The 12,649-nt window shown below is 71.4% G+C and carries 12 protein-coding genes; 2 read left to right on the top strand and 10 right to left on the bottom strand.

Annotation, left to right across the window (positions count from 1 at the left end; all coding sequences use genetic code 11):
* Positions 1–96: 96 nt before the first annotated feature.
* From FRAEUI1C_RS38620 to FRAEUI1C_RS24960, 4 genes are all read right to left on the bottom strand, one after another.
* A complete protein-coding gene (locus FRAEUI1C_RS38620; RefSeq protein ID WP_232425114.1) occupies positions 97–1,002 on the bottom strand; it encodes a DUF3039 domain-containing protein in 906 nt (301 codons plus the stop codon).
* Positions 1,003–1,162: 160 nt separating this feature from the next.
* Entirely contained in the window at positions 1,163–1,561 is a 399-nt protein-coding gene (locus FRAEUI1C_RS24950) for a helix-turn-helix domain-containing protein (protein ID WP_013426134.1), read from the bottom strand.
* A gap of 205 nt (positions 1,562–1,766) precedes the next feature.
* Entirely contained in the window at positions 1,767–2,672 is a 906-nt protein-coding gene (locus FRAEUI1C_RS24955; RefSeq protein WP_013426135.1) for a PhzF family phenazine biosynthesis protein, read from the bottom strand.
* A gap of 164 nt (positions 2,673–2,836) precedes the next feature.
* Positions 2,837–4,012, bottom strand: coding sequence for an amidohydrolase family protein (locus tag FRAEUI1C_RS24960; RefSeq protein ID WP_013426136.1), 1,176 nt, complete (start codon positions 4,010–4,012; stop codon positions 2,837–2,839).
* Between the two features lie 133 nt (positions 4,013–4,145).
* Here FRAEUI1C_RS24960 and FRAEUI1C_RS24965 point away from each other — a divergent pair, with 133 nt between their 5' ends.
* Positions 4,146–4,835 carry a GntR family transcriptional regulator gene (locus tag FRAEUI1C_RS24965; RefSeq protein WP_013426137.1) on the top strand — a complete coding sequence of 230 codons (690 nt, stop codon included), beginning with the start codon at positions 4,146–4,148 and terminating at the stop codon, positions 4,833–4,835.
* A 96-nt stretch (positions 4,836–4,931) separates the two neighbouring features.
* On the opposite strand, the gene FRAEUI1C_RS24970 is transcribed toward FRAEUI1C_RS24965, so the two are convergent.
* Together FRAEUI1C_RS24970 and FRAEUI1C_RS24975 are read right to left on the bottom strand one after the other, a co-directional pair.
* On the bottom strand, positions 4,932–5,744 hold the full coding sequence (locus tag FRAEUI1C_RS24970) for a UbiA family prenyltransferase (protein WP_013426138.1): 813 nt from the start codon (positions 5,742–5,744) through the stop codon (positions 4,932–4,934).
* 298 nt (positions 5,745–6,042) lie between these two features.
* The gene (locus FRAEUI1C_RS24975; protein ID WP_198318627.1) at positions 6,043–7,137 is read right to left on the bottom strand and encodes an NAD(P)-dependent oxidoreductase; all 1,095 of its coding nucleotides are present in this window, start codon (positions 7,135–7,137) and stop codon (positions 6,043–6,045) included.
* A gap of 108 nt (positions 7,138–7,245) precedes the next feature.
* Here FRAEUI1C_RS24975 and proB point away from each other — a divergent pair, with 108 nt between their 5' ends.
* Positions 7,246–8,562 (top strand): glutamate 5-kinase, encoded by a 1,317-nt coding sequence (gene proB / locus FRAEUI1C_RS24980; RefSeq protein WP_013426140.1) that lies wholly within the window; start codon positions 7,246–7,248, stop codon positions 8,560–8,562.
* 24 nt (positions 8,563–8,586) lie between these two features.
* On the opposite strand, the gene FRAEUI1C_RS24985 is transcribed toward proB, so the two are convergent.
* From FRAEUI1C_RS24985 to FRAEUI1C_RS25000, 4 genes are all read right to left on the bottom strand, one after another.
* Complete coding sequence (locus FRAEUI1C_RS24985) at positions 8,587–9,540, bottom strand: ABC transporter ATP-binding protein (RefSeq protein WP_013426141.1); 954 nt, start codon at positions 9,538–9,540, stop codon at positions 8,587–8,589.
* A gap of 73 nt (positions 9,541–9,613) precedes the next feature.
* Positions 9,614–10,444: an ABC transporter permease gene (locus FRAEUI1C_RS24990; protein ID WP_013426142.1), complete on the bottom strand. Its 831-nt coding sequence runs from the start codon at positions 10,442–10,444 to the stop codon at positions 9,614–9,616.
* A gap of 69 nt (positions 10,445–10,513) precedes the next feature.
* The gene (locus FRAEUI1C_RS24995; RefSeq protein ID WP_013426143.1) at positions 10,514–11,317 is read right to left on the bottom strand and encodes an ABC transporter permease; all 804 of its coding nucleotides are present in this window, start codon (positions 11,315–11,317) and stop codon (positions 10,514–10,516) included.
* 512 nt (positions 11,318–11,829) lie between these two features.
* Positions 11,830–12,603 (bottom strand): hypothetical protein, encoded by a 774-nt coding sequence (locus FRAEUI1C_RS25000; protein ID WP_013426144.1) that lies wholly within the window; start codon positions 12,601–12,603, stop codon positions 11,830–11,832.
* Positions 12,604–12,649: the final 46 nt, after the last annotated feature.

The raw sequence follows: 12,649 nt of genomic DNA on the forward strand, positions 1-12,649 counted from the left end.
TGGGCCCTCGAACGGGTACGACCCGGCCCGATTCACGACCACCCGAGGGTCAAAACGGCGATCACTGTGCCGGGTCGACCTTTCGCGGGCGCAGCACTAGTCCGGGAGTTCGGCGTATCTCTCCTGGCAGGGAGAGCAGACGGGGAGCCTTCCGTGGTCCTGGGTGGGAACGAAGAAGGCTCCGCACAGCGCCCGGACGGCACGGCCCTCGATGGTCTTTCCCGCAAGGTGTTCACGATGGGCGTAGTGGCTGTGACTGCCCGCCTCGGATTCGGCGAGCTCACGGGCAGTGACGATTTTCTCGAGTTCGGCGAGGCGGGCGCTCCATGCCCCCGGTTCGGCGATGTTCGTGTACGAGTCCTTGTAACGGTCCCATCCCTGTTCGGGCGGACTCAGGCAGATAAGCGCTCGCACCGTGAGTTGCCACGAAATATTGCTACCTGCGTAGGCTGAGACCGGAGCGACCTCAAGCTCGATTTCATCAGCTCGATAACCGGGCTCGCGCACCAGTGCGACGGTGAGAGTAAGAAGAGCAAGTCTGCCCTGTTCCGGCCATGGATGATGGATATCAATACGGGCCGAGCCGCCGCCGTGTACCTCGCGGAGCGCGTCGAGCACCTGCTGCTGGACGGTCAGTTCCCATTCGGTGACGAGCCGCGCCGCGGTCTCCTGCTTGAGGAGGCGTTGATCCTCAGCTGTAGGCAACCAGCGGCTCGGATCGCCTTTGTCGCATTCCCTCTTGACCCGCATGTAAAAGTCGTCATGGTCCTGGTGCTCGCCCTTCGCCAGCCCAGCGACCAGCAACCAGTGAACTCCCGTCGCGCGGTCCGCCCAGACGCCGCCCCGCCACTGCGCGGTCTTGATCTCCAGGAGCGGCAGCTTTGAGCTGGCCGCGATGGGTCCGACAAAGTGGTCGTCGGCAGCACGGACACCGAAGGACTCGGCCGCTTTACGAACGATCGGATGTGGCAGCTCGCTGAGCGGGTGCAGCGACTTGAGCATGCCCTCGGCCAGGAGCCTCCTCGGCCTGGGAGACTCCCAGCCGTCGGCGAGATCCTCCGCGAGGAGGCGGAGGGTGGGCCGGGCACGACGGCTATGCACACAGACAATCATGCCAAACGCGATGTGTGAGGTTGCGAGCCCAACCGCCTTCGCCCCGAGGTCAGAGCAGGTCGGCGATCTCGTCAATCGCGTCGGCGTGCGTCCTGTCCTGCGTGGCGAAACGCTCGGCGAGCTCGCGCCGGTCGTGCTGTCGCTGGGCCTCGAAGGCGAGCAGGTCGCGCAGGTGAATGCGGCGGTCCCGGCCGACACGGTGGGAGGCGATCTCGCCGCGGTCAAGGAGCTTGTAGAGGTGAGTGCGGCTCATGCCGAGCCTTTCGGCGGCCTGGTTCGGCGTCAGAATGACGGAGTCGTCGACCACGGTGATCGTGGCGCCGTCGCGGATGCAGCGGCTGACGCTGAGGAGCAGGTCCCGCAGTTCGGGACCTGCGGTGGTCCGCGCATATCGTTCGAGTTCGTCGAGCTGCTCGGTCGGAATGTTGGCGGTTCCAAGGGCCTGCATCACGTCGCCGTTCCGCGAGCGTCGATGATCGACGCGTGACTTCAGATGTCACAGATGACACTACCCAGGGTGGCCCTGCTTGGCAACCGACGTCCAGCGCGCGCTGCCATGCACGCGGTTGGCGGCCGTGACCTGGCCCAGAGCGGCGCTCCTCCCCTGACCACCGGTTCAGCCACCCCCCGCGCGGAAGATCCACGCGTCATGCCTAGATCCTGATGGTGCCGGCGATCGTGGTGTGGGCGTCGCCGCCGACCCAGACCGTCCCGCCGGTGGTCTTCTCGATGTGGACGCGGCCGCGGCGACCGAGGGCCGTCCCCTGGGAGGCGATGTAGGTCGACGGGAGGACGTCGCCGGCGAGCCACTGGGCCAGGCTCGCGTTGAGGCTCCCGGTCACGGGATCCTCGGTGATGCCCAGGTGCGGGGCGCAGAACGCCCGCACCTCGACGGCGCACTCGCCGCCTTCCGGGTAGGGCCCGACCACCCCGGTGTCCTGCTCGATCGCCGCGAAGTCCGGGGCCAGGGCGAGGACCTGCCGGGCGGAGGCCAGCCGCAGCCCGACCCAGCCGGGGCCGTTGTCGCACCATTTCGCGTCGACGACGTCGGCGGGCTTGATGCCGAGCGGAGCGGTCAGCCGGGCGAGCAGGTCGTCGTCGACCGGGCCGTCCCGCAGCAGCGGCGGCGCGGCGAACGCGAGCCGGCTGACCCCGCCGGGCACTGGCGTCGTGGCGCCGGGCGCCGGAACGGGTTCTGTGCCGCCGGGCGCGGCCGCCGGGTCGGACGAAAGCCGGCGCAGCGGCACCAGGCCCGCGGCGCACTCCTGGACGACGTGCTCGCCGCGTGGCACACCGCCGGCCTCCAGCCAGGCGTGGGCGCTGCCGATCGTCGGGTGGCCGGCGAAGGGCAGCTCGCCGCCCGGGGTGAAGATCCGCAGCCGGTAGTCGGCCGTGGGAACGGTCGGCGTGAGCAGGAAGGTCGTCTCGCTCAGGTTGGTCCAGCGGGCGAAAGCGGCCAGCTCCTCGTCACTCAGCCCGTCGGCCTCGTGGACGACCGCGACCGGATTGCCCAGGAGCCGCTCGCGAGAGAACACGTCCACCTGGCGGAAGGGCAGCATTCTCTGACCGTAGCCAGTCGCGGCCCTGGATCATCAAGAATCGCGGCGAGAACAGAGCGGCCGGTCCCGCGCAGGCCGGCCTCGCCAACGGTACGGGACCGGCCGTTGTCGCCTGACCGGCCGGCCGGTGTCACCCGACCGGCCCAGCGCGGGACCGGGGTTGCTCAGACCCGGTAGAGCTTGGCGGCGTTCTCGCCCATGACCTTGCGCTGCGTCTCCGGACGCAGGGTGGAGATCTTCTCGCTGACCATCCCGACGGGGTCCGGGTGCAGCGAGGTCGGGTGCGGGAAGTCGGTCTCGAACATGATGTTGTCCTCGCCGACCTGGTCGATGAGGTGCTGCAGGTCGCCGCGGCCGGTCTCGAACCAGAAGGTCGCGAACCAGTTGTCCGTGAAGTACTCCGACGGCTTCTTCTGGAGCTTCTGGGCCCACTTGGGCGCGTTCTCGACCAGCTCGTAGTCCATCGCCTCGAGCATGAACGGCACCCAGCCGATGCCGCTCTCGACGGAGACCATCTTCAGCCCGGGGAACCGGTCGAACATCCCGGAGTACGCGCTGTTCAGCAGCAGGCGGGAGTTGTTCTGGAACAGCGACGCGCCGCCGATCGCGGGCTTCACGTAGTCGTCCTGGCTCGGCCAGTAGCTGTTGCCGAAGTAGCTCAGCGAGGTCTGGCTGGCGCCGATGTGGAAGTGCACCGGGATGTCGAGGCCGGTGCAGACGTCCCAGAGCCGGTCCCAGGCGGGGTCACCGAGGTCGGGCGACCCGGAGTCCTGCGGGTCGGCGGTCATGTTGATCCCGCGGGCGCCCTTGGCGGCGCAGCGCTCGGCCTCGCGGGCGCAGGCCTCGATGTCCCAGGCCGGCATGATCGGCATGGGCAGCAGCCGGTTGCCCGACTCGGCCTGGATCTCCTGCATGGCGTCGTTGTAGAGCTCGATGCAGAGCATGAGCAGGCCGGTGTCGGCGACCGAGTTGCGCAGGTTCTGCCCGCCGAGGCCGATGGCGTTCGGGTAGAGGACCTGCGTGCTGATGCCGAGCTCGTCCATCAGGCGCAGGCGTGCCTTCGGGTCCCAGGCCGCGGGGTGGACGTCGTTGATCCCCCACGGCCCGCCCTGCGAGTCACGGTGCGGGTGCTTCTTCCCGTCGTGGTCGATGGTGCCGCCCGAGCCCGCGCGGCCGAAGGTCTTGCCCTCGATGACCCACATGTCCAGGCCGTTGATGCGCTCGACGTGAGGCATCCGGTCCTCGTAGCCCTTGGGCGCCCGCTCGGTAAAGAGGTCGTGTCGCTCGGTCATATGAGAGTCGGCGTCGATCACTCGCAGACCGTCAGCCAGCTTGGCCACCGGAGCCTCCTTGCGTCCGCTTCACACACCCGTCTGATGCGCTGCTGAGCGTACGCTCACCACACGATGGTGACAATCTCCAATTTTGTATTTTTGATTGACGAACAGTGACCACGATCGGGAGGATGGCGGCGTGCTGGTCGAACCCGCGTTGCGACGGACGAAGACGAGCGCGGTCGTCGTCGAGTACGTCCACCGCGAGATCTTCGACGGCCGGCTGCGCTCCGGCGACCGCGTCGACGTCGAACGGATCAGCATCGCCCTTGATGTGAGCCCGACGCCGGTTCGCGAGGCCCTCGTGCTGCTCGAACGGGACGGCCTGGTCGCGACCCGGGTCCATCGCGCCGCGTTCGTCCAGCACTTCGACGCCCGCACGCTGCGGGCGGACTTCCACGTCCTCGGCCTGCTCGGCGGCGTCGCGGCCGCCCGGGCCGCGATGGACCGCGACCCGGCCGTGCTCGCCCAGCTCAGGAGCCTCCTGGACGAGCTGGCGGCCAGCGAGGCGGCGCCCGCCCGGCGTCACGACCTGGCCGCCGAGATCGTCCGGGTCCAGCACCAGGCTGGCGCGACGCCACGTCTGCTCGCCGAACTGCGCGGGCTGGGCGGCTTCCTGGAGTGGGCCGCCCGCCAGAGCGACCGGCGCGGCCACGGCGACGTCGTCGACGCGCACCGGCGCGTCATCGACGCCATCGCCGCCGGCGAGACCCGGCGAGCCTCGTCCGCCCGGCTCACGGACGCCCGAGCCGCCGCGGAAGCGGTGATCGGCGAGCTGACCCGCCGCGGCGTGCTGCGCGCCGACGGCACCAACGCCGCGACCACCTGAGCCGTCGGCACCGAACCCGCCTGCGGGCGAGTCACCAGTGACCGGAGGCCAAGAGGCCAGGGCCGGTGGCGCGAGACCGGCGGCCGCTAGCGGCGCCTAGCGCAGGCGGGTCCCGCTGATGACGACCACGGCGACGTCGACCGCGGCGATCGCCATGGCGACCCGGAACGCCTGCCGGTCATCCGGCCACAGGCCGAAGGCCACGGTCAGCGCGGCCACGGCCACCAGCACGACGAGCCGCCAGACGCTGACGCCCGCCGGGCCGAGCAGCGCGACGACCGAACCCGCCACCAGCAGCAGCACGGCCGCCCAGCGGGCACCGGTGGCCCCGACCCGCTGCGGCAGCCCGCGAACTCCCGTCCGGGCGTCGGTGGCGAGATCGGGCAGCGTGTTCGCGAAGTGCGCGCCGCAGCCGAGCAGGGCTCCCGCCAGCGGCAGCCACCAGGGCGGCAACGGGTGGCCGGGCAGCCCGAGCACGACGAACGTGGGCAACAGCCCGAACGAGACCGCGTACGGCAGGACCGACAGTGGCGTGGCCTTGAGGCCCAGGTTGTACGCCCAGGCGCTGGCGACCGCCACCAGATGGACCGCGCCGGCCGGCCAGCCCGACGCGAAGGACAGCGGCACGCAGGCGAGCAGCGCGCAGCCGGCGCCACGCGCGACCAGTCCCGGCGCGAGGCCGCCGCCGACGATCGGCTTCTCGGACCGCCCGCCGGTCTCGTCCCGCCTCCGGTCGAGGAAGTCGTTGCTCCAGCCGACCGACAGCTGGCCCGTCAGAACCGCCGCGGCGACCAGCACGACGCCGCTCGCGGTCCGCCCGACGGAGACCGCCAGCGCCGTGGCGAACAGCGTCACCGCGACGGTCGGCTCCGGATGACAGGCCCGTACCAGCGCACCGAACCGCCTCATAGCCGCAAGCGTCGCAGAACCACCCGGGCCCGACCCGGGTACCCCGGTCCCGCCGGACCGACTGTCCCGCGGCCGGCGCGTCCGGCGCCGGCCGGCTGCGGCCGGCTGTTGATCGCCGATTTGGCCCTGGCATGGTCGTGATCAGGGCGTTTCCACAACCACCCGAGGGCCAAGACGGCGATCATCGGCACGAAGGTGGTGTGCGGCTGGGCCGCCGGAGGAGGGACCGGCGGCCGGGTGGCCGGGCGACCTGCGGCCGGCGGCCGGCGGCCGGCGGCTGTCTGGCGGGGGGCCGGCTTCAGTCGGTCTGGCCGGTCACCGGCCGATTGCGGTAGCGCTCGATCAGCTCTCGGGCGCCGGGCTGCATCCGTACCGGCGGGAGCCCGCGCGCGAGCAGCAGGAGGTCGTCCCGGACCATCGCGCCAATCTCTCGGAAGGCTGCCGGGACGCCGCCGGCCCGATGCCCGGACAGCACAAGTCCGTCGAGCGCCCGGGCCGGATGGTCCAACGCGAGTGGTTCCTCGGGCCAGACGTCGACCGCCGCCCGGAGGTGACCGCCGGCCACCCGTTCAAGCAGGGCCTCGTAGTCGACCACCGGAGCTCGGCTGACGAGCACGAGCCGGGCGTCGGGCGGCGCGAGGGCCAGCTCGGCGGCCCCGAGCAGGTGCCGGTTCTCGGTCGTCGCCGCCGCGAGCACGAACAGGAACTGGCTCCGGCTGACCGTCTCGCCCAGGCTCGCCGGGAGCAGTCCGTGGTCCCGCAGCACCGCGGCCGGCAGCCACGGGTCGTACACCCGGATCGTCGGCCGGAACGGAGCGAGCAGCGGGTGCAGCGCCCGGCCCAGGTTCCCGAAGCCGATCAGGCCGACATCGGCCCCGCGCAGCAGCACGCCCCGCGACCTGCCGTAGGGGACACGGGCCTCCTCGCCCGCCCTGAACGCACGGTCCTCCCGGCTGATCCCGCGAGCGAGATCAAGCGCGAGCCCGAGGGCGTACTCGGCGACCGGCTGCGCGAACGCCGGACCAGCGGACAGGACGTGGACGCCGCGCTCGAAGCAGGCCCTGTAGTCCACGTTCGGCAGGAAGTTGCCCTCGACGTTGAGCACGGCCCGCAGCCGGGCCGCCCGGGCGATCCGCTCCCGGGGCAGCGACGGCTGCCCGACGATCGCGAACACCTCAGGCAGCACGGCGTCGAGCAGCGCCTCGTCCGCGTCGGGATCGATCCCCGGGAGGTCGACGATCTGGAAGACCTGGTCCAGCTCGGCGCGGACAGCGGCGTCGAACAGCTCGTCGTGGCGACGCGGCGCGGGACGCAGCACGACGATCGGCCGCCCGCCCGAGCCGGCCGGAGCCCCGATCCCGAGACCCAGGCCATCGGTCGCAGGCACCTCCACCAGGCGATCTTCCATCTCACTCCGTATCTGTCATGACGGGCTGGCCACCAATGGTCGCTCGCACTCCGGGTTTGATGGAGTCCGTCGGGCCATGAGGAGCAGCCGAGGATGAAGATCCTGGTCGTCAAGCTGGGTTCGAGCTCCGTCACGCGGGCGAGCGGGCCCGACCCCCGGCTGCTCACCAACACGCTCGATTCCGCGTTGGAGGCGCACGGCCTCGGCTGGGGCGTCGTGATCGTCTCGTCCGGGGCGGTCTCGTCCGGCACGGCACACCTGGCCAGGACCGGGGTCCCGGAGTTCAGCGGCCGGCTCGCGGCGGCGGTCGGGCAGCCCTACCTGCTCGCGATCTACCGGTCGGTCGCCGACATGTCCGGGCGCAACGTCGCCCAGATCCTGCTGGCCGACCAGGACCTGCGAAATCCGCGGAAGATGGCCGTCATCGCGCAGGTGCTGCGTGAGTCCGTCGAGAACGGCGTCATCCCGATCGTCAACGGCAACGACGCCACCGACGAGGCCGCGTCGGACAACGACGCGATCGCGGCCGGGGTCGCCGTGATGACGGGCGCGGACAAGCTCCTGCTGCTCACGGACGTCGACGGGGTCTACGAGCATTCGCCGGCGGTCGACGCGGCGCCGATCCCCGAGATCAACGCCCATGAGATCCATGAGGTCACCACCTACCGCGGTGGCACCGGACGGGGCGGCATGCGCTCCAAGGTCCGGGCCGCCGAGCTGGCCGCGCACAACGGGATCGAGACCATGATCGCGAGTGCGCGCCGGCCGAGCGCGGTCGTCGACTTCATCAAGGACGAACCGCGCGGGACGCGGGTGCGGCCGACCAACAAACGGTTCGACGTCGAGAAGCGGTGGATCGCCGGGGTGGCCGTCAGTCACGGCGCGCTCGTCGTGAACCTCGCGGCCGAGACCGGCATCGGCTGGGGGTCGAGCCTGTTCGCCTCGGGGATCAAACGGGTCCGCGGCACCTTCCGGCCCGGTGACGTGGTGGACATCGTCAGCCCGCAGGGACGGCTGCTGGGGCGTGGGGTCTCCCGGACCTCGGCACTGCTCGTGGAGCTGGTCCGTTCCATGAGCATCGAGGAGATCGCCCTGGTGCTGGTCGGCGTGCTGCGCCGGTTCGCCGACGCCGGAACCCCGCTCGCCGCGACGAGCCCGGCCCGGCCGGTCGTCCAGAACGCCCTCGCGCGGCTCGACCGCATGAGCCCGGAGAACATCCGGACGCTCGCGATCGAGATCCTCACGCTCTATCCGTCGGCGGCCGTGGCGGCGGTGCTGCCGAACGGGCAGCGGACCGCCTCGGACCGGCTTCTCGAACGGTTCGTCCACCTCGTCGGCGATCTCAGCTTCATCGACCGCTCCCGCCTGGTGGTCTACCACCCCTTCGCACCCGGCCCAGCCCCCGGCTGATCCCTCCCGTGGCCGAGCCGGCGGTCAGCGGCGGGCGGCGTAGATCCGGCGGACGACATCTTCGATGTCGGGTTCCTCGACGGTGAAGTCGAGGACCTCGGCCCGCTCGGCGACAGCCGCGAAGACCCGGGCGGCGGTGGTGGCCTCCGCGTCGAACGCGAGCCGCTGGCGCAGGCCGTGCGCCTCGCTCGACAGATGCCGGGTCGCGGATATTCCGACCAGATCCGGCGACGGCTCCGCGAGGTCGAGGACGAGAACCCGCTCGGCGCCGGTGGTCCGCCCGAGGCCGGGCAGGTCGCCGTCGTACGCCAGCCGGCCGCGGTCGATGACGAGAACCCGGTCGCACAGCCGCTCGACGTCGCCCATGTCGTGGGTGGTCAGCAGCAGGGTCGTGCCGTGGGTGCGCCTTTCCGCGATGAGGAACTCCCGCAGCCGCTGCTTGGACAGGACGTCGAGGCCGATCGTCGGCTCGTCGAGGATGACCAGCCGGGGCGCGTGCAGCAGCGCGGCCGCGACCTCGGCACGCATCCGCTGACCCAGGGAGAGCTGGCGGACCGGGGTGGCGAGGAAGTCGGCCAGCTCCAGGCACTCGACCAGCTCGTCGGTCCTGGCCCGCTCCGTGGCGGCGGTCAGCGTGTGGATGGCGGCCAGGATGCGGAACGACTCGCGCGCCGGAAGGTCCCACCACAGCTGGGACCGCTGCCCGAACACGACCCCGACCTGGCGGGCCAGCCGGCGTCTGTCCTTGACCGGGCGCAGCCCGCAGGTGGTCACCGTGCCGCGGGTGGGCACGAGGATGCCGGTCAACATCTTGATCGTGGTCGACTTGCCGGCCCCGTTGGCGCCGATGTAGCCGACCGCCTCACCGGGCTCGATCCGGACGGTCAGGCCGTCGACGGCGGTCACCCGCCGGCGGCGCGGGCCGTCGCGCACCGTGAACTCCCTCGTGAGGTCCGCGGTCTCGATGATCGCGGTCATCGGCTCCTGCTTCCCTTGGTGATCGTTGGCCTGCGGGGTGATCGTTGGCGTAGGACGGCGGCCCGGAGGTGGCTCATCCGCCGCCTCCTCGGTAGTGCCGGACTCCCCAGTGCCAGCACAGCAGGGCCATGGCCCACGCCCAGAGCGCGGCAAGCGGCCCGCACCAGCCCAGCCAGGTCGGCAGCCACGGGGGCGCCGGCAGGTCGAGCAGCCGCAGGGTCGGCAGGAAGCCCGCGAAGGCCATGGGGAAGAAGTAGCCGAACACGACCTTGAGCGGGCGCGACCAGACCGCCGCCGGCTGGGTGGCGGCATAACGGCCGCCGTAGACGAACGCGTTGGTCAGCTCCGCGCCGTCAACCAGAAAGAACTGCAGCCCGCCAGCCCAGACGAACATGGCCGCGAACGTCGCGCAGCCGCTCGTGAGGGCCACCGCGAGAAGGGCCACGTCGCCCGCGCTCCAGGCCACGTCATTGACGGCGAGACCGGCGCCCAGCGCGGCCAGGCCGACCCCGATCCGGCTCAGCCGGCGCAGGCTGATGTCACTGGTCATGAGCTGCGCCAACAGCGGCTGTGGCCGTAGGTAGAACACGTCCAGGGTGCCCGCGCGCAGGTAGACGGGCAGGGTGTCGCAATGGCCGACAGCCAGGTCGGCGACCGAGAAGGCCAGGTCGGCGAGGCCGAACACGAGCAGGATCTGGTGGAACTCCAGGCCGCCGAGCCTGGTCACCGCGTGAAAGAGCACCCAGACCTCGGCCAGCTCGACCAGCGTCGCCAGCAGCGAGCTCACCAGGTCGAGCGCGAAGTTCGACCGGTAGGACGTCTGGGACCGGACCCGGGAGGCGAGCACCATCCGATAGGGCCGCAGCCGAGTCCGCAGCAGGCCGGCCCTCCGACCCTCAGCCACCCGACCCTCAGCCACTCGCGCCTCAGCCACTCGCGCCTCGGCCACCCTGCACCTCAGCCACCCTGCACCTCAGCCACCCTGCACCTCCAGGCGGCGACGGCCGGCCCGGGTCAGCACCTGGCCGAGTCCCGCGACCGCGACCAGCCAGGCGACCTGTACCGCGAGCAGCCCCAGGGAGCCGGCGAGGTCGACCCGACCCGCGAGGACGTCGATCGGGTACATCATCATCGACGGGAACGGGGTGGCCTCGGCCAGGACCAACAGCCAGCGCGGAAACAGCCCGATGGGAACGAACAGCCCGGCCAGGAATCCCGCGATGACCATGTAGAAGACCTGCAGGCCCCGGGTCTCCACCAGCCAGAACCCCGCGACCCCGACCAGGTAGGCCGCCGCCACGGAGATCACGATCCCGAGCAGCAGGCTGCCCGCGCCAAGCGGATAGGCCGCCAGCGAGCCCGGCGGCGCCATGCCGGCGAAGACGCCGATCACGAGCATCGGAATCCCACGCGGAATCAGCGCGAACAGGGAACGCCCCACCTCGGTCGTGATCTCGGCGGCCTGCACGTCGAGCGGCCGCAGGAAGTCGACCGCGACCCGCCCATCCTTGATCCGTTCGGCGATGTCCGTGCGGCCGTTGAGGTTGAGCGAGCCGAGCATCGCCTGGGAGAGCCAGATGTAGGTGCTCATCCGCCCGACGTCGTACCCGGCCAGCTCGCCGCCCGCCGCGTGCACCGTCGCGACGAGCACCGCCACCTTGAGCAGGCCGAACGTCGCGTTGGCTACCACCCCGCCGACAGCCGCGAGCCGGTAGGTGGACTGGCGCCGGAACCCGGCCCCCAGCAATCGCCAGTAGACCCGGGCAATCCCACGCATTGGATGTCAAACGCTATGTGCCGCAGCGAGATCCGCGCAACTCCGAACCAGAACTGATTCGCCGGAACGCCGCGACTCAGCCCGCGTGGTGATCCATACCGGCGGCCGATTCGCATAGATCTTCGTTGCGTCCGGTCTATGCCGGCTTCCATACCCAGACGCGGATCGTCGGCGCCGCGGCGTCCAAGGATCGCCGGCCACCGCGCTGGTCATGATCGCCGTTTGAGCCCTGTGACGGTCGCGGAAACGCCTCCCCCACGACCATCCCAGTGCCAAACCCGCGATCAAGGTCACGGTAAGCACCGACCTATCGGCGAGCACAGACTCTGGGGCAGCCAGGCGCGGCCGAATACGCCAGCAGGACTGATAGAGGGTGACAGCGGTGATTACGCCAAGAAGCCGAGCTCGGCGGCCGGGCCGCGGCAGGCGAGCTCGGCAGCCGGGCCGAGGCGAGCGAGCCCAACGGCCGGCCTCGGGAAGCGGTCGGCGAACCTGCCTTCGCCGCCGTGTCCTCACCGGGCGATGCGCTGATCGCGATCTGGCGGCGGGGACCACGCGCGGGCAAGCTCGGCGAGGACGGCCTGTGCATGCCGGAGCTGGCCGAGTTCGTAGGCCCGGGCCTCGCCAGGAGTCACGCCACCGCCATGCAGCCCGGTGAGGGGGACGGGCTCAAGCGCGAGCAGCGCGATGATCGCGCGGCGGTACTCCCCCACCAGCCGGGCCCGCTCGCCGGCCGCGGCATCCGGTCGAACGGCGTCGCCGTCGGCAGGACCCGGCAGGCCGGGCGGCTGGACGTCGACGGTTCCGCCACAGCCGTCCGGGGTGGCGAGCCCGGCCGCGCCGCCGGACGCCAGGCACCCATCAACCCGGGACGGATCGGCCAGCGCGGTGGCCGGGCGGCCGCCGTTCGAGGCCGGCAGGTCGGCCGCGTTCGGTGCTGGCCGGGCCGGGCCTGCGACCGGGCGGAGCCGTCCGGACGGGCCGTGCCCACCTGGCTCGTGCCCACCCAGACTGTGCTCGACCTGACCGTTCCCGGCCGACGGCCCAATCCCCGCTGGCCCGCGCCCGGCCGACTGACCGCGCTCAGCCGACGGCCCAGGCCCGGCCGGACCGTGCCCAGCCGGCCCTGACCCGGCAGCCGGCCCGTCACCGGCGAGCGGGCTGGGACTGGCCGGGTCCGCCAGAGGGCCGGTGTCGAACACGAGCGGGCTGATGACATGGCGACCAAGGTCGTGGCGGTCCGCGAAGGCCGCGGCGGCCTGGGCGGACTCGAACGCGACGATCACCCTCGCGGCCTCGGGATGGTCGTCGTCGGGGAGGGCGACGACGGCG

The organism is Pseudofrankia inefficax, assembly GCF_000166135.1.
Classification (GTDB): Bacteria; Actinomycetota; Actinomycetes; order Frankiales; family Frankiaceae; genus Pseudofrankia; species Pseudofrankia inefficax.

Coding starts and splice junctions, on each gene's coding strand:
- FRAEUI1C_RS24955 (WP_013426135.1), bottom strand. CDS start 2,672: ATGCTGCCCTTCCGCCAGGTGGACGTGTTCTCTCGCGAGCGGCTCCTG.
- proB (WP_013426140.1), top strand. CDS start 7,246: ATGAAGATCCTGGTCGTCAAGCTGGGTTCGAGCTCCGTCACGCGGGCG.
- FRAEUI1C_RS24995 (WP_013426143.1), bottom strand. CDS start 11,317: ATGCGTGGGATTGCCCGGGTCTACTGGCGATTGCTGGGGGCCGGGTTC.
- FRAEUI1C_RS24985 (WP_013426141.1), bottom strand. CDS start 9,540: ATGACCGCGATCATCGAGACCGCGGACCTCACGAGGGAGTTCACGGTG.
- FRAEUI1C_RS24950 (WP_013426134.1), bottom strand. CDS start 1,561: ATGCAGGCCCTTGGAACCGCCAACATTCCGACCGAGCAGCTCGACGAA.
- FRAEUI1C_RS38620 (WP_232425114.1), bottom strand. CDS start 1,002: ATGCTCAAGTCGCTGCACCCGCTCAGCGAGCTGCCACATCCGATCGTT.
- FRAEUI1C_RS24970 (WP_013426138.1), bottom strand. CDS start 5,744: ATGAGGCGGTTCGGTGCGCTGGTACGGGCCTGTCATCCGGAGCCGACC.